The 19224-nt window shown below is 75.7% G+C and carries 18 protein-coding genes; 15 read left to right on the plus strand and 3 right to left on the minus strand.

Features of this window, described 5'->3' with window-relative positions; genetic code table 11:
• Nucleotide 1: 1 nt before the first annotated feature.
• Nucleotides 2–1198: a DUF1015 family protein gene (locus GGQ55_RS26535; RefSeq protein WP_366489945.1), complete on the minus strand. Its 1197-nt coding sequence runs from the start codon at nucleotides 1196–1198 to the stop codon at nucleotides 2–4.
• 177 nt (nucleotides 1199–1375) lie between these two features.
• Between GGQ55_RS26535 and GGQ55_RS26540 the strand changes: the two genes are divergently transcribed.
• Nucleotides 1376–1771, plus strand: a complete 396-nt coding sequence (locus GGQ55_RS26540) for a tetratricopeptide repeat protein (RefSeq protein ID WP_218859373.1) — start codon at nucleotides 1376–1378, stop codon at nucleotides 1769–1771.
• Nucleotides 1768–2838, plus strand: a complete 1071-nt coding sequence (locus GGQ55_RS21620) for an HAD-IIA family hydrolase (RefSeq protein WP_179720303.1) — start codon at nucleotides 1768–1770, stop codon at nucleotides 2836–2838. Before GGQ55_RS26540 ends, GGQ55_RS21620 begins: the two co-directional genes overlap by 4 nt.
• A 9-nt stretch (nucleotides 2839–2847) precedes the next feature.
• On the opposite strand, the gene GGQ55_RS21625 is transcribed toward GGQ55_RS21620, so the two are convergent.
• Nucleotides 2848–3183: an SCP2 sterol-binding domain-containing protein gene (locus tag GGQ55_RS21625; RefSeq protein WP_179720305.1), complete on the minus strand. Its 336-nt coding sequence runs from the start codon at nucleotides 3181–3183 to the stop codon at nucleotides 2848–2850.
• A 97-nt stretch (nucleotides 3184–3280) separates the two neighbouring features.
• Here GGQ55_RS21625 and GGQ55_RS21630 point away from each other — a divergent pair, with 97 nt between their 5' ends.
• From GGQ55_RS21630 to GGQ55_RS21650, 5 genes are read left to right on the plus strand one after another with little or no spacing between them, the layout of a single operon-like run.
• Entirely contained in the window at nucleotides 3281–3457 is a 177-nt protein-coding gene (locus GGQ55_RS21630; RefSeq protein ID WP_179720307.1) for a hypothetical protein, read from the plus strand.
• Nucleotides 3457–4254, plus strand: coding sequence for a TlyA family RNA methyltransferase (locus GGQ55_RS21635; protein WP_179720309.1), 798 nt, complete (start codon nucleotides 3457–3459; stop codon nucleotides 4252–4254). Before GGQ55_RS21630 ends, GGQ55_RS21635 begins: the two co-directional genes overlap by 1 nt.
• Complete coding sequence (locus tag GGQ55_RS21640; RefSeq protein WP_366489949.1) at nucleotides 4251–5309, plus strand: NAD kinase; 1059 nt, start codon at nucleotides 4251–4253, stop codon at nucleotides 5307–5309. Before GGQ55_RS21635 ends, GGQ55_RS21640 begins: the two co-directional genes overlap by 4 nt.
• On the plus strand, nucleotides 5287–7050 hold the full coding sequence (gene recN, locus GGQ55_RS21645; protein ID WP_366489951.1) for a DNA repair protein RecN: 1764 nt from the start codon (nucleotides 5287–5289) through the stop codon (nucleotides 7048–7050). Before GGQ55_RS21640 ends, recN begins: the two co-directional genes overlap by 23 nt.
• 41 nt (nucleotides 7051–7091) lie before the next feature.
• Nucleotides 7092–7802, plus strand: a complete 711-nt coding sequence (locus GGQ55_RS21650; RefSeq protein WP_179720311.1) for a class I SAM-dependent methyltransferase — start codon at nucleotides 7092–7094, stop codon at nucleotides 7800–7802.
• Here the strand turns inward: GGQ55_RS21650 and GGQ55_RS21655 are convergent.
• On the minus strand, nucleotides 7799–8647 hold the full coding sequence (locus GGQ55_RS21655) for a TetR/AcrR family transcriptional regulator (protein WP_366489953.1): 849 nt from the start codon (nucleotides 8645–8647) through the stop codon (nucleotides 7799–7801). The genes GGQ55_RS21650 and GGQ55_RS21655 overlap by 4 nt on opposite strands.
• A gap of 176 nt (nucleotides 8648–8823) precedes the next feature.
• Between GGQ55_RS21655 and steA the strand changes: the two genes are divergently transcribed.
• The 8 genes from steA to GGQ55_RS21695 are packed head-to-tail and all read left to right on the plus strand — an operon-like array spanning nucleotide 8824 to nucleotide 19200.
• Nucleotides 8824–10011: a putative cytokinetic ring protein SteA gene (gene steA / locus GGQ55_RS21660; RefSeq protein ID WP_179720315.1), complete on the plus strand. Its 1188-nt coding sequence runs from the start codon at nucleotides 8824–8826 to the stop codon at nucleotides 10009–10011.
• Complete coding sequence (locus tag GGQ55_RS21665) at nucleotides 10008–10955, plus strand: copper transporter (RefSeq protein ID WP_179720317.1); 948 nt, start codon at nucleotides 10008–10010, stop codon at nucleotides 10953–10955. Before steA ends, GGQ55_RS21665 begins: the two co-directional genes overlap by 4 nt.
• On the plus strand, nucleotides 10952–11764 hold the full coding sequence (locus GGQ55_RS21670) for a hypothetical protein (RefSeq protein ID WP_179720319.1): 813 nt from the start codon (nucleotides 10952–10954) through the stop codon (nucleotides 11762–11764). The genes GGQ55_RS21665 and GGQ55_RS21670 overlap by 4 nt, the downstream gene beginning before the upstream one ends.
• Nucleotides 11761–13386 carry a murein biosynthesis integral membrane protein MurJ gene (murJ, locus tag GGQ55_RS21675; protein WP_179720321.1) on the plus strand — a complete coding sequence of 542 codons (1626 nt, stop codon included), beginning with the start codon at nucleotides 11761–11763 and terminating at the stop codon, nucleotides 13384–13386. Before GGQ55_RS21670 ends, murJ begins: the two co-directional genes overlap by 4 nt.
• The gene (locus tag GGQ55_RS21680) at nucleotides 13379–14515 is read left to right on the plus strand and encodes a glycosyltransferase family 4 protein (RefSeq protein ID WP_179720323.1); all 1137 of its coding nucleotides are present in this window, start codon (nucleotides 13379–13381) and stop codon (nucleotides 14513–14515) included. The genes murJ and GGQ55_RS21680 overlap by 8 nt, the downstream gene beginning before the upstream one ends.
• A complete protein-coding gene (locus tag GGQ55_RS21685; protein ID WP_179720325.1) occupies nucleotides 14512–16878 on the plus strand; it encodes a hypothetical protein in 2367 nt (788 codons plus the stop codon). The genes GGQ55_RS21680 and GGQ55_RS21685 overlap by 4 nt, the downstream gene beginning before the upstream one ends.
• Nucleotides 16853–18601, plus strand: coding sequence for a CTP synthase (gene pyrG, locus GGQ55_RS21690; protein ID WP_436277838.1), 1749 nt, complete (start codon nucleotides 16853–16855; stop codon nucleotides 18599–18601). Before GGQ55_RS21685 ends, pyrG begins: the two co-directional genes overlap by 26 nt.
• Nucleotides 18601–19200, plus strand: coding sequence for an NUDIX domain-containing protein (locus GGQ55_RS21695; protein WP_179720327.1), 600 nt, complete (start codon nucleotides 18601–18603; stop codon nucleotides 19198–19200). The genes pyrG and GGQ55_RS21695 overlap by 1 nt, the downstream gene beginning before the upstream one ends.
• Nucleotides 19201–19224 lie beyond the last annotated feature (24 nt).

Genomic DNA, 19224 nt, shown 5'->3' on the forward strand with positions numbered 1-19224 from the left:
ACTAGTCGTCGTACGGGCGGAGCACCAGGCCGGTGCGCGGCTTGGGCACGAACAGCGTCGACTTGCGCGGCATCCGCGCTCCCTCGCGGGCGACCGCCGCCACGTCGGCGGGGGAGGGCGCCTGCAGGAGGACAGCGGTCCCTCCGCGTTCGCCGGCCAGCCGGAGCGCCTCGGGCACGTCGTGGGCCACCAGCACCGACGTGGGCTCGTCGGGCCGTCCCCACAGGTGCGCGAACAGCCCGTGGTGGGCCAGCACGACGTCGAGCCGTCGCCAGGCCGCCGGCGCCTCCGGTGGCACCGAGGCCGACACCTCGGCGGTGGGCTCGCTCAGCTGCACGACCCGGGCGCCGTCGGTCAGCAGGAAGCCCGACGCGGAGGGGTCGGCCAGCCACCGGGCGGCGACGTCGACGACGGCCGCGTCGCCGGGCAGCGCGTCGGCCCGGAAGCCGGCGGCCGCCCATCGCGTCGCCTCGTCCAGCGGCAGGTCGGGCACCACCCGGTGGATCGCCTCCACCCGCAGCCCGCCGGGACCCATCGGGGTGAGCAGCGCCAGGATCGCGTCGTCACCCGGCCGGCCCGAGCTCGCACGGGCATGGGCCTGCGCGGCGGCGAAGCGGTGGTGGCCGTCGGCGATGACCGCGCCGGTCCGGGCGAAGGCCTCGGCGAGCCGGCGGATCACCGCCGGGGAGGTCACCCGCCACAGCCGGTGCCGGACGCCGTCGGCGTCCTCCAGCTCCAGAGTGGGCGGCTCCTGCTGCGCCGAGCCGGTCAGCTCCGCGATGGCCGGGTCCGGGTCGTGAGCCAGGACGATCGGCTCGAGGTCGGTCCTGGTCGCCGCCAGCAGCGCCCGGCGGCCCTCGACGGCGACCGGGTAGGTGTCCTCGTGCGGCAGCACCGCGCGCGAGCCCCCAGCGGGCAGCCCCACGGCGCCGAGCCAGCCCACCGTCGCCGGGGCGCCGGCCGGCCGCAGCTCGTAGAGCCAGAAGGCCGGCGCGTCGTCCTGCACGAGCACGCCCTCGTCCCGCCACGCCCGCAGCGTCCGCGCGGAGAGCGCCGCCGATCGGACTGCCGGCGGCTCGTCGCCGTCCCGGCCTGGTTCGACGCCGGGGAGGATGAGGCGCACGATGTTGTGCGGGTCGGCGTCGGCCAGGCGCTCCCGGCTCGCCGGGGTCACCAGGTCGTAGGCTGGCGAACTCACCCGGGCCAGGTGCTCGGGGTCTCGCCGACGGTAGGTCAGGGCCCGAAAGGGGCGCAGATCCAGACCCGTCGCCTGGGGCGACCGGGCATCCGCCGACGACGAGAGCACAACGGCGATCGTAGGAGCGTCCCGCTCCTCGCCGCCGGGGTGCGTCAGCCACAGCGGGAGGGGCAGCGGTTGTCCGAGGCAGGCACCCCGGAGGGGGGCGTCTACGAGTGGTACCAACGCGGCCTGCAGCTGCTCGGCAGCGGTGATCCCGACGCCGCCGCGACGCTGCTCGCCCGCGTGGCCGAGGCCGAGCCGGGCTCGCGCAGCGTCCGCGAGGCACTCGCCCGGGCGCAGTACGACGCCGGGCGCTACGAGGAGGCCATCGCGTCCTTCCGGGAACTGATCGCGGTCAACCCGACCGACGACTACGCCCACTTCGGCCTGGGGCTGGCGGCCAGCCGTGCGGGGGAGCTCACCGTCGCCGCCGAGCACCTCGCGCTGGCCGTGGCGATGCGCCCCGACCTCGGCCACTACGAGCGGGCGCTGCGGGGCGTCCGCGCCCGGCGCGCGGCGGGTCCGGCGTGACCGGCGCGCGCACACCCACGCTCGCGTCGGGCAGCAGCCGGCCACCGGCCACGGCCTTCGACGTCGCGCTGCTCGACCTCGACGGCGTCGTCTACGTCGGTCCCGACGCCGTGCCCGGGGTGCCCGACGCCCTGGCCGACGCGCGCAAGGCGGGCATGCGGCTGGGGTTCGTGACCAACAACGCCGCCCGCACCCCCGAGGACGTCGCGCAGCACCTGGCCGAGCTGGGCGTACCGGCGCAGGCCTCCGACGTCATCACCAGCGCGATGGCCGCCGCCACCGTGGTCGCGGAGCAGTTCGGCGCCGACGCCCCCGTGCTGCCGGTCGGCGGCCCCGGCGTCGCCGCGGCGCTTCGCGCCGCCGGGCTCACCGTCGTGGAGCGGGCCGAGGACCGCCCCCGGGCGGTGGTCCAGGGCTACGGCCGCGAGGTCGGCTGGCTGCAGCTGGCCGAGGCGGTCGTCGCCGTCCGCAACGGCGCCCGGCACGTGGCCACCAACGCCGACTCGACCATCCCGTCCCCGCGCGGGCCGCTGCCCGGCAACGGCGCGATGGTCGCGGTCGTCCGGAACGTCACCGGCCAGGAGCCCATGGTCACCGGCAAGCCCGACCCGGCGATGCACGCCGAGTGCGTGCGCCGCACCGGCGCGCAGCGGCCGCTCGTCGTCGGCGACCGGCTCGACACCGACATCGAGGGCGCCGCCCGTGCCGGCGCGGCCAGCCTGCTGGTGTTCACCGGGGTCACCGACCCGGCCGCGCTCCTGGCGGCGCGGCCCGACCACCGGCCCGACCTTCTCGCCGCCGATGCCGCGGGGCTGCTGGTCGCGCACCCGGCGGTCGTCGCTGAGGAGGGCGGCCACCGGTGCGGTGCCTGGATCGCCCGGTCCGGCGGCGATCGGCTCGCCCTGCGTCGCCGCGGTGGCGCCGAGGCGGACGACGACGGCCTCGACGGACTGCGTGCCCTGTGCGTCGCGCACTGGACGGCGCACCCCGACGAGGGCGCCGCAGCGCAGGTCACCGCCGAGGACGACGACGCCCGGCGGGCCCTGGAGAGCTGGCGCCTCGCCTGAGCGGGCGGGTCAGAACGCCGAACGCAGCCGGAACATGTCCTTGAGCGGCGCCTCGACCTTGACCTTCCCGGCCAGCATCGCCTTCGGGAACGACAGCTGGCCGTCGGTCATGGCGAGCAGGACGTCGCTGTCCATCGTCAGCCGCACGTCCGCGCGCGGCATGTCCGCCACCTCCACCGCCTTGAGGTCCGAGAAGGTGCCGTCGTGCAGCCGGCCCAGGACCGCCTGGCCGAGGTCGGGGAAGCGGCACGACACGGTGCGGTCGATGCCCTGGGTCGCCTTGTGCGCGGCGATCGGGCCCAGCACCCCCTGCAACGCCGTCATGCACTCCTCGATCGTCGCCACGGGTCCCACCTCGGCTTTCCCATCCGTACCTGCGGGCGACCGTAACGGTCCGTCCGTGGCCCCGTGCCCGTCGGTCCCGGCCGGTAACCTCGATCGCATGACCGAGCCCAGCCCGTCCGACGCCCCGGGGGGAGCGCCGGCGCCCGCGGACGAGGCCTCCGGCGACGACCGGTTCGCCGGCCTGGCGGAGCGCCCCGTCGCCGAGCACGTCCAGGCCTTCGAGGACGAGCACGAGCGCCTGAAGCGCGAGCTCGGCACGATCGACCAGCTCTGATGCCCCGCCGCAGCCGACTCGACGCCGAGCTCGTGCGCCGGGGCCTGGCCCGCTCGCGCGAGCACGCCGTCGCGCTCATCGCCGAGGGTCGCGTGGCCGTCTCCGGGCAGGCGGCGACCAAGCCGGCCACCGGTGTCGAGGCGGGCACGCCGGTCGTCGTCCGCACCGATCCCGACACCCCGACGTGGGTTTCCCGCGGCGCGCACAAGCTGCTCGGCGCGCTCGACGCCTTCGCCGTGCCGGTCGCGGGCCGCCGGGCGCTCGACGCCGGCGCCTCCACCGGCGGGTTCACCGAGGTGCTGCTGCGCCGCGGCGCCCGCGAGGTGGTCGCCGTCGACGTCGGCTACGGCGAGCTGGCCTGGTCGCTGCGCACCGACGAGCGGGTGCAGGTGCACGAGCGCACCAACGTGCGCACCCTCACGCCCGAGGCGATCGGCGGCCCGGCCGACCTGGTCGTCGCCGACCTGTCCTTCATCTCGCTGCGGCTGGTCCTCCCGGCGCTGACCGCCTGCGCCACCGAGAGCGCCGACCTGCTGCCCATGGTCAAGCCGCAGTTCGAGGTCGGCCGGGAGCGGCTCGGCGCCGGCGGCGTGGTCCGCGACCCCGAGCACCGGGTGACCGCCGTCCTGGAGGTCGCCGAAGCCGCGCAGGGGCTGGGCTGGGGCAGCGCCGGCGTCGTCGCCAGCCCGCTGCCCGGTCCCGCAGGAAACGTGGAGTTCTTCCTGTGGTTGCGTCGCGACGCCGCCCCGCTCCGCGAGGACGACGTCCGCCGGGCCGTGCAGGAGGGACCGCAGTGACCGAGGAGGAGACGGTGAACGAGAGCGGCTGGACCCCGGGCCGGGGGCGGCACGTGCTGCTCGCGGTGCACACCGGCCGGCAGGACATCGTCGAGCTCGCCCAGCGCTCGGCCGCCCGCCTGCAGCGCGCCGGCATCACCGTGCGCGTGCTCGACGACGAGGCCGAGGCGCTCGCGATCGACGGCGCCGAGGTCGTCCCACCCGACGCCGAGGCGGCCCGCGGGGCGGAGATCGTCATGGTCTTCGGCGGTGACGGCACGTTCCTGCGCGCCGCCGAGCTGGCCCGCTACACCCACGCCGCGCTCATGGGCGTCAACCTCGGCCGGGTCGGCTTCCTCGCCGAGACCGAGCCCGAGGCGGTCGAGGAGACCCTGCTGGCCATCGAGCGCTGCGAGTACGCCGTCGAGAAGCGCCTGGCCCTCGAGGTCGACGTCTTCGACGCCGACGGCAGCTCCGTGGGCGGCACCTGGGCGCTCAACGAGGCCTCGATCGAGAAGACCGAGCGCTCCCGCGTGCTCGACGTCGTCATCTCCATCGACGGCCGGCCGCTGACCAGCTTCGGCTGCGACGGCGTCCTGTGCGCCACCCCCACGGGCTCCACCGCCTACGCGTTCTCCGCCGGCGGGCCCGTGGTCTGGCCCGACGTCGAGGCCCTGCTGCTCGTGCCGACCAACGCGCACGCGCTGTTCGCCCGCCCGCTGGTCACCTCGCCGGACTCCGTCCTGTCCGTCGCGGTGCCCGCCGACGGCAACCGCGCCCGGGTCTCCGCCGACGGCCGCCGCGCGATCGAGGTGCCGATCGGCGGCCGGGTCGACGTCCGCCGCGCCGACCGCTCGGTGCGCATCGCCCGCGTCCACTCCGCCAGCTTCGGCGACCGGCTCGTGGCCAAGTTCGGCCTGCCGGTCCGCGGCTTCCGCGACAGCCGGCCCCGCCAGCACCACCAAGGGCCCGGCCACGAGCTGCCGCCGCCGAACGTGCTGACCCGCGACATCGTCGGCGCCGACGGGGACCGGAGCGCGGAGGAGGTGAGCGGTGCCGTCGCGCACGACGACTGAGAAGAAGTCGCTCGGCGCCCTCACCGAGCTGCACATCCGCGGCCTCGGCGCGATCGACGAGGCCACCCTCGAGTTCGGCCCCGGCCTGACGGTGGTCACCGGCGAGACCGGCGCCGGCAAGACCATGGTGGTCACCGGGCTCACGCTGCTGTTCGGCGGCCGCGCCGACCCCGGCCGGGTCCGCGCCGGCGGCCGCGCCGGGGTGGAGGGCCGGCTGGTCCTGCCCGGGGACTCCCCGGTCTGGGAGCGCGCAGCCGAGGCCGGCGGCGAACCGGACGACGACGGCAGCCTGATCCTCGCCCGCACGGTCACCGCCGAGGGCCGCTCCCGGGCGCACCTGGGCGGTCGCAGCGTGCCGGTCGGCGTCGTCGCGGAGCTCTCGGAGGGCCTGCTCGCCGTCCACGGGCAGACCGACCAGCTGCGGCTGTCCCGCCCGGCCGAGCAGCGGCGCGCGCTCGACCGGTACGCCGGCCCCGACCACCTCGCCACGCTGCAGCGCTACCGCGACGCCCACGCGCGCTGGCGCGAGCTCACCGCCGACCTCGACCGCCGGCAGAAGCAGGCCCGCGAGCTCGCCCAGGCCGCCGACGTGCTGCGGCACGGCCTGGAGGAGATCGACGCGGTCGCCCCGGAGGCGGGGGAGGACGACGCCCTCGACACGCTCGCCCGGCGGCTCTCCGACGCCGACGCGCTGCGCGCCGCCGCCGACGAGGCCCGGCTCGCGCTGATCGGCGACGTCACCGGCGACTTCGGCGTCGACGAGGCCCCGCAGGACGCCACGGCCGCCCTCGCCGTCGCCGAGCGGGCCCTGGCCGGCTCCGACGACCCCACGCTGGTGCTGCTCGCGCACGACCTCGCCGACGCGGTCAGCGTCGTCTCCGACGTCGCCGTCCAGCTCGGCACCTACGTCGCCGACCTCGACGCCGACCCCGCCCGGCTGGCCGAGGTGATGGACCGGCGGGCCGCGCTCACCGCGCTGGTGCGCAAGTACGCCGAGGTGGGGGAGGGCCTGACCGGGGTGCTGCGCTGGGCCGAGGACTCCCGCCGGCGGCTCGACGAGCTCGACGTCTCCGACGAGACGCTGGAGAAGCTGGCCGCCGAGCGCGACGCCGCCCGCGCCGAGGTCGACGAGCTGGGCCGCCGGCTCACCGCGGGCCGTCACGCCGCCGCCGAGGGGTTCGCCGCCGAGGTCGGCGCCGAGCTCGCCGGGCTGGCCATGAAGAGCGCCCGCGTCTCGTTCTCCATCGAGACCGATCCCGACGACCCCGGGCCCGAGGGTCTCGACGAGGTCGCCCTGCTGCTCGCGCCGCACCCGGGCGCCCCGCCGCGGCCGGTGCACAAGGGCGCCTCGGGCGGTGAGCTCTCCCGCGTCATGCTCGCCATCGAGGTGGTCTTCGCCGGCGCCGATCCGGTGCCGGTCATGGTCTTCGACGAGGTCGACGCCGGGGTCGGCGGGCAGGCGGCCGGCGAGATCGGCCGCCGCCTGGCCCGGCTGGCCCGCGACCACCAGGTCGTCGTCGTCACCCACCTGGCCCAGGTCGCCGCCTTCGCCGACACCCACCTCGTGGTCGACAAGTCGCCCGACACCGAGGGCGGCGTGACCGCGACCGACATCCGGGCGGTCGACGGCGAGGACCGCGTGCGCGAGCTCGCCCGGATGCTCTCCGGGCTGGCCGACAGCGACACCGGGCAGGCGCACGCCCGTGAGCTGCTCGCCGTCGCGGCGCGCCCGAGCGGGTGACGGGCGGCGTAGTTCCGCTACCGCCGGGGTAGGTCGCGGTCGTGAGCTGCTTCTCCTCGGCCGACGAGTCGGCGCACTACGGCTTCTCGGTCTGCATGCTGCTCGAGCAGTACCGGCAGCAGCTCGCCTGGGCCGACGGCGGGGTCGTCGAGCTCGGCACCGGCGACGCTTCCGCGATCGCCGACGTGGTCAGGGCGCTGCCCGACCTGCGGGTGCGCAGCTACGACATCAGCGCCCCGTCGGTGGAGAGGGCCCGGCGCAACATCGCCGAGCGGGGAGTGGCCGACCGGTACACCGTCGAGCTCGGTGACTTCTTCGACTCCGCGGACGCGGCCGGTGGACCCGCGGTCGGCACGGTCATCGCCAATCCGCCCTACATCCCCGCCCCGGACCGCGACATCCTCATGCCCGAGCTGTGGGGCGGCGTGCACGGCAACGACCTCGTGCTGCAGTTGCTCAAGGCCGGCTACCCGAACGTGATCTGCGCCGTCGCGAGCTACTCCGACCCGGTCGGCACGGTGCTGACGGCGGGCGACCTCGGCTACCGCGTCGCCAACTTCCTGGCCATGGGCCTGGACTACGGCCCCTACAGCGGCGAGCCCAAGGTCCGGGAGCACATCCGCCGGCTGTGCGCCGAGGGCCGCGGCTGGGCCGGCGACGACGAGTACATGGTCGCCGTCGCCCTGTTCACCCAGGACCCGGACATCCCCGGCGACCGCGGCACCCAGCTGCTCAAGGCCCTCCAGGTCTAGCGCGGCTTCTTCGCGTAGCCCGCCAGGCCGAACTGCAGCAGCGCCAGGCCGCGCTCGCCGCGAGCACGCAGCACCTCGGTCAGCGCCGTCCCCGACTCGCCGGCGAGCACCCTGTCGCGGGCCAGGTCGAGCAGTGCGGCGTAGAGCCCGGTCACCGCGTGCGCGGTCAGCCACGGTTCCAGCGCCCCCGGGACGGCGCGCGTCTCCTCGGCGATCAGCTCGGCCAGCGCGGTGGTCAGCCCGTCGAGGATCTCCCGCTCGCGCACCTGCAGCGTGCGGCTGCCGCGGATCACCCGTGCCATCTCGGTGACGCCGGCCGCCGCCTCCGGGCAGCCGAGCATGCTCACCGCGGCGACGACGAAGCTGCCCGCCGCGGCCGTGACCGACTCGCCGGCCGGCCGGCGGCGGACGGCGTCGAGCAGCGCCGCACGCATCGGCGGGTCGGCCTCGAAGACGAGGCCCTCCTTGACCGGGAAGTGGTTGAAGACCGTCTTCTCCACCACGCCTGCCCGCTGCGCGATCTCCACCACGCTGACCGCGTCGAAGCCCCGCTCGGCGAACAGCTCCGCGGCGGCGTCCACGATCCGCCCCCTGGTCTGCTGCCGGCGCCGCTCCCGGATGCCCGCCCCCCGCAGTCTCCGCCGTCCGCGGGGGGCGGACACGCCCTCCGACGCCGCGCCGTCGGCCGGCAGCTCATCCGGCGGCGCGTCGTCCTGCGCCTGGCTGCTCCCGTCGACGACCGGGTCAGGGGCCGCGTCCGGGAGCTCGTCCGGGACCGCGCGGACCGCCGCCCCGGGCGGCTCCTCGTCGGCCTCTCGGCCGGGGATCGTCGCTGTCGTGCGCACCGCAGACGTCCCACCAGTCACAGCCGCCACGCTAGACACAGTTCGGTAACGGTCCCGGGCAACCGGGGGATCTGGCGTGTCGTGACACGCCGGTGTCGCGCACGGTGTGTAACCAGAAGGTCGCCATTGCGCGTCGGACGACGGAGCTCCTCGGGCCGCGTGACAGCATGAAGGTCATGCGCATCGGCACCCTGCGACGCGGCCGGGCCCAGGAGACGGCGCCTGGGGTGGCCGGGACCGTCCGCCTGGACCGCCGCACCAAGAACCTGACCAAGCGGTTGCGGCCCGGTGACATCGCCGTCATCGACCACCAGGACGTCGACCGGGTCAGCGCCGACTCGCTGGTGGCCTGCCGTGTCGCCGCCGTGGTCAACGCCGCGCCGAGCATCTCCGGCCGGTATCCGAACCTCGGCCCCGAGATCCTCGTCTCGGCCGGCATCCCCCTGCTCGACGACGTCGGCAAGGAGATCTTCACCAAGCTCAAGGAGGGCGCGCACGTCCGCGTGGACGGCGACACCCTCTACACCGAGGACGGCACCGTCGTCGCCAAGGGCAAGGCGCAGGACGCCGCGAGCGTCGCCGCCGCGATGGTCGACGCGAAGGCCGGGCTGTCCACGCAGCTGGAGGCGTTCGCCGCCAACACGATGGAGTACATGAAGCGGGAGCGCGCGCTCCTGCTCGACGGGGTCGGCGTCCCCGACGTCGAGACGCAGATCGAGGGCCGGCACGTCCTGGTCGTGGTCCGCGGCTACGACTACAAGGAGGACCTCGCGGCGCTGCGCTCCTACATCCGCGACTACCGGCCGGTCCTCATCGGCGTCGACGGCGGCGCCGACGCGCTCCGGGAGGCCGGCTACCAGCCGGACATGATCATCGGCGACATGGACTCGGTCAGCGACGACGTCCTGCGCTGCGGCGCCGAGGTGGTCGTGCACGCCTACGCCGACGGCCGTGCGCCGGGCCTGGCGCGGGTGCAGGACCTGGGCGTGGAGGCGATCACCTTCCCGGCGGCGGCCACCAGCGAGGACATCGCGATGCTGCTGGCCGACGAGAAGGGCGCCAAGCTCATCGTCGCCGTGGGAACCCACGCGACCCTCGTGGAGTTCCTCGACAAGGGCCGTGGCGGCATGGCCTCGACCTTCCTCACCCGGTTGCGGCTGGGCGGCAAGCTGGTCGACGCCAAGGGCGTCTCCCGGCTCTACCGCAGCCGCATCTCCACGGCGGCGCTCGTCGTCCTCGTGCTGGCCGCCTTCGTCGCCATCGGCTCGGCGGTCATGGTGTCGACGGCCGGCCGGGTCTACCTCGACCTGCTGGTCGACCAATGGAACAGCTTCGTGTTCTGGCTGGAGAACCTCTTCTCGTGATCGACTTCCGCTACCACCTGGTCTCCCTGATCGCGGTCTTCCTCGCGATCGCCCTGGGGATCGTCATCGGCACCACGCAGCTCAACGGCAAGGTGCTCGACGACCTCCGCGGCCAGGTCAGCTCGCTCGAGCAGGACAAGCGCGACCTCGAGGACAACACCCAGCAGCTGCAGGGCCAGCAGGACGAGGCCGACGCCTTCGAGACCGCGGTCGCGCCCGCGCTGGTCGACGGCTCGCTGAACGGCCGCAGCGTCGTCCTCGTCGTCACCGACGACCAGGTCTCCAGCGACACCGTCGACGAGGTCACCGCCCTGATCGGCCAGGCCGGCGGGACGGTCAGCGGCACGATCCGCCTCGCGCCGGCCTACAGCGACCCGGCGAAGACCTCGGCGCTGGAGAACTACGTGACCGGTGGCGGGCTGCCGACCAGCGTCACGTTGCCGGCCGGCGGCGACGCCGGCCAGCTGGCCGCCTCGGTGCTCGCGCAGGTGCTCATGACCAAGGTGACCGACCCGCCGCCGTCGACCGCCGACCTCTCCTCCGTGCTGGCCGGGCTCACCTCGCTCAAGGTGCTGTCCGCCGACAGCGCGTCGGTCACGCCGGCCAACTTCGCGGTCGTGCTGACGGCGGGCGCCTTCAAGGGCGATGACGCCGACCAGCGCAACAGCGCCCTGGCCGAGCTGGCCGCCGCGCTGGACGCGGCCGGCGAGGGCGCGGTCGTGTCCGGCGACGCCGCCTCCGCCGCCGACCAGGGCCTGGTCGGCGTCCTGCGCAACGACCCGACCACCTCGGCCGCGGTCTCCACCGTCGACAACGTCGACAGCATCGCCGGTCAGATCAGCACCGTGCTCGCCCTCGGCAGCGAGGGCGACGGGACCTCGGGCAAGTACGGCACCGGGCAGGACACCCAGCCGGTCCCGCCGGTGCCCGCCAAGACCCCGTGAACCGGGGGCTGCTCGCTCTCACCGGAGCCGCTGCGGCACGCGCGGCGCTGGCCGGCGCGGCCGCGCTCACCGCGCGCCCGGCCGGCGCCCGGTGGCGCCGGACCAACTACGCGGGCCGGCCGGTCACCCTGCTCGGCGGGCCGGCGCTGGCCGTCTCGGCCACCGCGTCGGCGGTGCTGGGCGCGCCCGCCGGGACCCGCGCCGCGGCCGCCGTCGTCGGTGGGGTCGCCGGCCTGGTCGGCGGCTACGACGACGTCGCCGGAGCCCGGCCGGAGCAGGCCCGCGACAAGGGCCTGGCCGGCCACCTGCGCGCGCTGGGGGAGGGCCGCGTGTCGGCCGGCGCGGTCAAGGTCGCGGGGATCGTCTCGGCCGCCGGTGTGGCCGCGCTGCTCACGCGCCGCAGGCCGCTGGACGTCGTCCTCACCACGGGGCTGGTCGCCGGGACGGCGAACCTGGTCAACCTGCTCGACCTGCGCCCCGGCCGGGCCGGCAAGGCCGGCGTGCTCGCCGCCGCGGCCGGGCTCGGCGGTCCCGCGGGCGGGCTGGTCGCCGGCCCGCTCGGTGCGACCCTGGCGGTGCTGCCCGAGGACCTCGGCGAGCGCGTCATGCTCGGCGACTGCGGCGCCAACGCCCTCGGGGCGCTGCTCGGCCTGCGGCTGGCCGCGATCGAGCGCGGCGGCGCCCGCGCCGGGCTGCTCGGCGCCGTGGTCGCGCTCACCCTCGCCAGCGAGAAGGTCAGCTTCACGAAGGTGATCGAGGCCACGCCCGGGTTGCGGGAGCTGGACCGGCTCGGCCGCCGGCAGCCGTGAGCGGACGGCGGGTCGCCCAGGGGGTCGCGGGCGCGGCGGCGCTGATCGCCGTGCTCACCGTGCTGGCCCGGCTGGCCGGGTTCGTCCGGACGCTGGTCTTCACCAACGCCGTCGGCGCGGGCAGCACCGGTGACACCTACACCGCGGCGAACAACGTCCCGAACATCGTCTACGAGATCGTCGCCGGCGGGGCGCTGGCCAGCCTGGTCGTGCCGATGCTGGCCGGCGGCATCGTCGCCGGCAACGCCGAGCAGGTCCGCCGGACGGCGTCGGCGCTGCTCGGCTGGGTGCTGCTGGTGCTCACCCCGCTGGCCGTGCTCGTCGCGCTGCTCGCCGAGCCGATCGCCCGGCTGCTGCTCGGCGGCGACGACCCGGAGAAGGTCCAGCTGGCCGCCCGGTTCCTGCTGGTGTTCGCCCCGCAGGTGGTGCTCTACGGCATCGGGATCGTGCTCGCCGGCGTGCTGCAGGCGCACCGCCGGTTCGCCGGACCCGCGATCGCGCCGCTGCTGTCCAGCGTCGTCGTCGCCGGCGCCTACCTGCTGTTCGCGCTGATCGGCGGCAGCCGGTCGGTGGCGCACCTGTCCGAGACGGGGGAGCTGGTCCTCGGGGTGGGGACGACGCTCGGCGTCGTGGCGCTGAGCCTGAGCCTGCTCGTGCCGATCCGGCGGCTGGGACTGGGGCTGCGGCCCTCGCTCAAGTTCCCGGTCGGCGTGGCCCCCCGGGTGGGCCGGCTGGCGATCGCCGGTGTGCTCACCCTCGCCGGCCAGCAGGTCCTCGCCGCGGTCGCGATCCGGCTGGCCAACGCCGGCGCACCCGACGGCACCCAGGTCGCCTACGCCGCCGGGCTGACGGTCTTCCTGGTGCCGTGGGCGGCGCTGGCGGTGCCGCTGGCCACCTCCGCCTACCCGGGCCTGTCCGAGAGCGCGGAGCTCGGCGACGAGGAGGGCTACCGGCGCAGCCTGGCGCCGGCCGCCGTCCTGATCGTCGTCGCCTCGGCCGTGGCCGCGGCCGTGCTGGTCGCCGTCTCCGGGCCGATGGCGCGCGTGTTCCTCGCCGGCGGCTCGGAGCAGACGGTCACCGCGCTGCGCAACACGATCATCGCCTTCGCGCCCGGCCTGCTGGGCTACGGGCTGATCGCTCTGCTCACCCGCGGGCTCTACGCGCGCGGGCTGTGGAAGGCGCCGACGGCCTGCGTGGTCGGCGGCTGGGTGCTCGCGGGGGTCGCCGACGTCGTCCTGTCCGCCGCCCTGCCGGCCCGCGACCGGGCGTTCGCGCTGGCCGCCGGGCACAGCCTGGGCGTCACCGTCGCCGGGATCGGGCTGCTGGTGGTCGTGGCGCGGGTGGCCGGGCGGCCGGCGCTCGGCGGTGTGCTCCGCACGGGCGGTCCCGCGGTGCTCGCGGCGGTGCTGGCCGGGGCGGCGGGGCTGTTCGTCGCGCGGCTGCTCGGGGCCGACCCGGTGCCCGACAGCGGCGTCCTGGGCGCCGTCGGCATCGGGGTGGCGGCCGCGGCGGTGGTGGCGGTCGTCGCCGCGGCGGTCATCATGGGAACGGCGCGGGCACCGCTGACGGCGGCGGTGCACGGACTGCGCCGATCGGGCCGGCAGGAGGTGCACGGTGGCTGACACGCCGCCCCTGGCGGGCCGTTCGCTCGCGGAGGCGCTCGCCACCAGCGCCGGTGGGGTGGGCGCGCACATCCGCTCGCTGCTGCCCGCGCTCACCGCCGCGGGCGCCGAGGTCCGCGTCTGCGGCGCCCCGGCCACCGAGGAGCTGTTCGGGTTCACCGGGGCCGGCGCGGACTTCCGCCCGGTCGGGATCTCCGCGGGGCTCGCGCCGCTCGCCGACGCCCGCGCCGTGCTCGCCATGCGCGCCGCCACCGCCGGCGCCGACCTCGTGCACGCGCACGGCCTGCGCGCCGGCCTGGTCGCCGCGGCCGCCCGCCGGCTGGACCGCAGCCGCCGGCCGCTCGTGCTCACCCTGCACAACGCGCTGCAGGAGGGCACGGGCCCCAAGCAGCGGCTGCTGCGCCGGCTCGAGGGCGTCACCATCCGCGCCGCCGACCTGGTGCTCGCCGTCTCCGGCGACCTGGCCGCCAACGCCCGCCGGCTCGGCGCCCGCGACGTCCGCCTGGCGCCGGCGATCGCCCCGCCGCGCCCGCCCGCTCAGCGCTCGCGCGCCGAGGTGCGCGCGGAGCTGGGCGTCGAGGAGGGCCGCCCGCTGGTGGTCGCCGTCGGCCGGCTGCACCCGCAGAAGGGCTACGACGTCCTGCTCGACGCCGTCGCCCGCTGGGCCGGGGTCGTCGACCCGCTGGTGGTCATCGCCGGCGACGGCCCGCTGCAGGAGGAGCTCTCGGCGCGCATCGCGGCCGAGCGGCTGCCGGTGGCGCTGCTGGGCCGCCGGGACGACGTCGCCGACCTGCTCGGCGCGGCCGACCTGTGCGTGCTGCCCTCGCGCTGGGAGGGCAGCCCGTTCACCGGGCAGGAGGCGCTGCGGGCCGGCACGCCGCTGGTCTGCACCCGCGCCGGCGGGATGCCGGAGCTGTTCGGCACCGCGGCGGAGATGGTGCCGGTCGGCGACGCCGCCGCGCTGGCCGACGCCGTCGTCCGTGTGCTCACCGACCCGGTGCGGGCCAAGGAGCTGGCCGAGGCCGGCCCGCGCCAGGCGGCCGGCTGGCCCGACCAGGCCGCCACCGAGCGCCAGGTCGTGGCGGTCTACCGCGAGCTGCTCGGCGATCCGGAGGGCGGCCCGTCGTGAGGGCCGCCCTCCGCTGCGCGGTCGTGCTGGCCGCCGTCCTCACCGCACTGCTCGGGGTCTGCTCTCCTGCCGGGGCAGCCCCGGCCGGCGCGGCGGACGATCCCGGCGACCGGCACGTGGTCGTCGTCGGCGTGCCCGGCCTGGCGTGGAGCGACCTGGACCCGCAGCAGACACCGGAGCTGTGGGACCTCGCAGGGAGCTCGGCGATCGGGGCGCTGTCGGTGCGGGCCGCCCGCGGCACGAGCTGCCTGCTCGACGGCTGGGCCACGCTCGGGGCCGGCAACCGGGCGCGGTTCCCGGGGGCCGACGAGCAGATCCCGCCCGTCCCGCTCCCCAGCGCGCCGCTGCCCGACGGCGAGAACGGCGCCGCGGCCCCCACCGACTCCAACGGCGAGCAGGCCGATCCGTCCACGGCGGTGGACGCGTCCCTGTCGCACTGCGGCCTGCAGGAGCAGATCGCGAGCCTCGGCCTGGCCGACCCGGTGGCGACGGTCGGCAACATCGCCGAGGACGAGGCCACCGCGCGCTTCGGCGCCGTGCCCGGTCTGCTGGGGGAGCAGGTCGGCTGCGCGGGCGTGGCCGGCAAGGCGGCGTCTCTTTCGGTGGCCGCCGAGGGGGTGAAGCTGACCAGCGTCGACGGCCTGCCCGCCGACCCCGCCGCGATCAGCGCTCTCCTCTCCGCCTGCCCGCTCACCGTGGTCAGCCTCGACTCGCTCACCGACGCCGGGAAGCCGGGGGTGGACGCGACCGACACCGGCACCGACCCGAACTCCCGCCCGGCGGCGCTGCGCGCGATCGACGCCGCGGTCGGCCGGCTGCGGGCCGCGCTGCCCCCCGACACGCTGCTGGTGATCGCCGGCATCTCCGAGGTCAACGACGGCCGCCCGCAGCTGCACGTGGCCATCGCCTCGGGCCCGGGCTACGACCAGCCGACCTGGCTCACCTCGTCCAGCACCGGCCGGACACCGTTCGTGCAGCTGATCGACCTCGCCCCGACCGCGCTGTCCTTCCTCGGGCTGGACCGCCCGGCGTCGATGAACGGCGAGCCGATGCGCGCGGCGGGGGAGCGGCCCCCGCTCGCCGAGGCGGTTACCCAGCTGGACCGCTCCAGCACCGCGGCCGCGGTGCACTACCGCAGCACGAGCGACTTCTTCTGGACGCTGGTCGTGGTCAACGCGGTCGTGGTCGCCCTCGGCCTGCTCGTCCTGGGCGGCTGGCGGGTGGCCCGGTGGGGCCGCCGGGCCGCGCCCCGGCCGGTCGGCAGCCCGGCGCGCCGCGCGCTGCGGGTCCTCGCCGGAGCCGCGGCGGCGCTGCCGGTGGCCACCTACCTCGGCGACCTGCTGCCGTGGGAGGCCGCCGGTTCGCCGCGCTGGGCGCTGGTCGGCGTCGTCGTCCTCGCCGACGTGCTCGTCACCGCGGTCGCCCTGCTCGGCCCGTGGCGCCGGCACCAGGTCGGGCCGCCGCTGGCGCTGCTGGCGATCACGCTGGGCACCCTGTTCGGCGACGTCCTCACCGGGTCGAACCTCGAGCTGGACGGGCTGCTGGGCTACGACCCGATCGTCGCCGGCCGGTTCATCGGCTACGGCAACCTGTCCTTCGGGCTGCTGGTGACCTGCGGCCTGCTGCTCACCACCGCGGCGGCCACCTGGGTCGGCGGTCGCGGGGGGAGCCGGTGGGCGGTCGCGGGCACCGTGCTCGGCTGCGGTGTCGTGGTCGTCGCCCTGGACGGCGCCCCCCAGCTGGGCCGCGACTTCGGCGGCGTGCTCGCCTCGGTGCCGGGGTTCCTGCTGCTGGCGATGCTGCTCACCCGCACCCGGGTGACCGTGGCCCGCCTGCTCGCCATCCTGGGCGTCGCCGTCGTGGCCGTCGGCACGGTGGCCTACCTCGACTGGCTGCGCCCGGCCGACCAGCGCACCCACCTCGGCCGGTTCGTCGACCAGATCCTCTCCGGCGAGGCGTGGACCGTGATCAGCCGCAAGGGGCAGGCGAACCTGGACATCCTGCTGGGCAGCTCGCTGGCCTGGATGCTGCCGGTCGCGCTGGTCGCCGCCTGGTGGCTGGTCCGCCCGGGCGGCCTGCTGCGCGGCGGCTCGGCGGGCGGGCTGTCGGCCCCGCACACCGCGGCGCTGAAGTCCGGGCTGCTCGCCGTCGCCCTCAGCCTGACCCTCGGCGCGGCGGTCAACGACTCCGGCGTCGCCGTCCCGGCCACTGCCGCCGCCCTGCTCGTGCCGCTGCTGGTGTGGCTGGCCGCCGCACCCGACCGGGAGGGAAACGTGGCTGACGGCACTGCCCTTTCAGGCCAGGAGGGAAGCGCCCACCGTGTTACGGTCGTCTCCCGTGGATCGACCGTCTCGAACGCGTGACCAGTCCTTCTCGCAGGGCCTCCTGCACAACTCCCAGCCGACGAAGTTCGTCTTCGTCACCGGCGGCGTCGTCTCCTCGCTCGGCAAGGGGCTGACTGCCAGCTCCCTGGGCGCGCTGCTGTCCAGCCGTGGCCTCCGGGTCACCATGCAGAAGCTGGACCCCTACCTCAACGTCGACCCCGGGACGATGAACCCGTTCCAGCACGGCGAGGTCTTCGTCACCGAGGACGGCGCCGAGACCGACCTCGACATCGGTCACTACGAGCGCTTCCTCGACGTCGACCTGTCCGGGCGGGCCAACGTGACCACCGGCCAGGTGTACTCCGACGTGATCGCCAAGGAGCGGCGCGGCGAGTACCTGGGTGACACCGTGCAGGTCATCCCGCACATCACCAACGAGATCAAGTCGCGCATCCTCGACGGCGCCACCAGGTGGAGCGGGGACGACGGCCGGGTGGACGTCGTCATCACCGAGATCGGCGGCACCGTCGGCGACATCGAGTCGCTGCCCTTCCTCGAGGCCGCCCGCCAGGTGCGCCACGAGATCGGCCGGGACAACTGCTTCTTCCTGCACATCTCGCTGGTGCCCTACATCGCCCCGTCCGGCGAGCTGAAGACCAAGCCGACGCAGCACTCGGTGGCCGCGCTGCGCAGCATCGGCATCCAGCCCGACGCGCTGGTCTGCCGCTCCGACCGGGAGATCGGCACCAACCTCAAGCGCAAGATCAGCCTGATGTGCGACGTCGACGCCGAGGGCGTGATCTCCTGCGCCGACGCCCCGTCGATCTACGACATCCCGAAGGTGCTGCACCGCGAGGGGCTCGACGCCTACGTCGTCCGCCGGCTGGGCCTGCCGTTCCGCGACGTCGACTGGACCGTCTGGGGCGACCTGCTCGACCGGGTGCACAAGCCCAAGCAGACGGTGACGATCGCGCTGGTCGGCAAGTACATCGACCTGCCCGACGCCTACCTGTCGGTCACCGAGGCGCTGCGGGCCGGCGGCTTCGCCCATCGCAACCGGGTGGAGATCCGCTGGGTGCCCTCGGACGACTGCGAGACCCCGGAGGGCGCCGAGCGGGCGCTGGCCGGCGTCGACGGCGTGTGCGTGCCGGGCGGGTTCGGCGTGCGCGGCATCGAGGGCAAGCTCGGAGCGCTGCGCTGGACGCGCACCAACGGCGTCCCGACGCTCGGGCTGTGCCTGGGGCTGCAGTGCATGGTCATCGAGTACGCCCGACACGTGGCCGGGCTGGAGAAGGCCAACTCGGCGGAGTTCGACCCGGACACCCCGGACCCGGTCATCGCCACCATGGCCAGCCAGGTCGACGTCATCGCCGGCGAGCGGGGCATGGGCGGGACGATGCGGCTGGGCAGCTACCCGGCGGCGCTTGAGCACGGGTCGGTGGCGGCCGCCGCGTACGGGTCGCAGGACATCACCGAGCGGCACCGGCACCGGTACGAGGTGAACAACGACTACCGCGACCGGCTGTCGGAGGCCGGCCTGGTGTTCTCCGGCACCTCGCCGGACGGGCTGCTGGTCGAGTTCGCCGAGCTGCCCCGCGAGTCGCACCCGTTCTACGTGGGCACGCAGGCGCACCCCGAGCTGAAGAGCCGCCCGACCCGGCCGCACCCGCTGTTCCGCGCGTTCGTGCGGGCCGCGATCGACTACGCCGAGTCCTCGCGGATCCCGGTTCCGGACGACGACGCCGAGAAGGTCGGCATCTGATGGCCGAACCGGCCTCGCCGGGTGCCTACGCGCTGCTGAAGACCGAGACGGTCTACGAGGGCCGGATCATCACCCTCGTCAAGGACGTCGTCGCCATGCCCGAGGGCGGCGACAGCGTCCGCGAGGTGGTCCGGCACATCGGCGCGGTGTGCGTCGCGGCGGTGGACGACGAGAGCCGCGTGGTCATGGTCCGGCAGTACCGGCACCCGGTCGGCGGCTACCTGTGGGAGCTGCCGGCCGGGCTGCGGGACGCCGACGGCGAGCCGCCCCTCGAGACGGCGAAGCGCGAGCTGGCCGAGGAGGCCGGGCTGGCCGCGCAGCGCTGGTCGCTGCTGGTCACCTCGTACTCCACGCCGGGCTTCTGCGACGAGCAGGTGCTGATCTACCTCGCCGAGGGGCTGTCGGAGGCCGAGCGGCCCGACGGCTTCACCGCGGAGCACGAGGAGATCGACATGACCGTCGAGCGGGTGCCGCTGGACGAGGCGGTCGGCCGGATCTTCACCGGCGGGATCCGCAACGCCTCGGCGGTGATCGGGCTGCTGGCCGCCGCCCGGGCGCGGGAGACCTCGCCCGAGCTGCGTCCCGTCGACGCCGACTGAGCAGTTGCGGTCGCTGCGCACGGC

Origin of the sequence: Petropleomorpha daqingensis, assembly GCF_013408985.1 — a bacterium.
Lineage (GTDB): Bacteria > Actinomycetota > Actinomycetes > Mycobacteriales > Geodermatophilaceae > Petropleomorpha > Petropleomorpha daqingensis.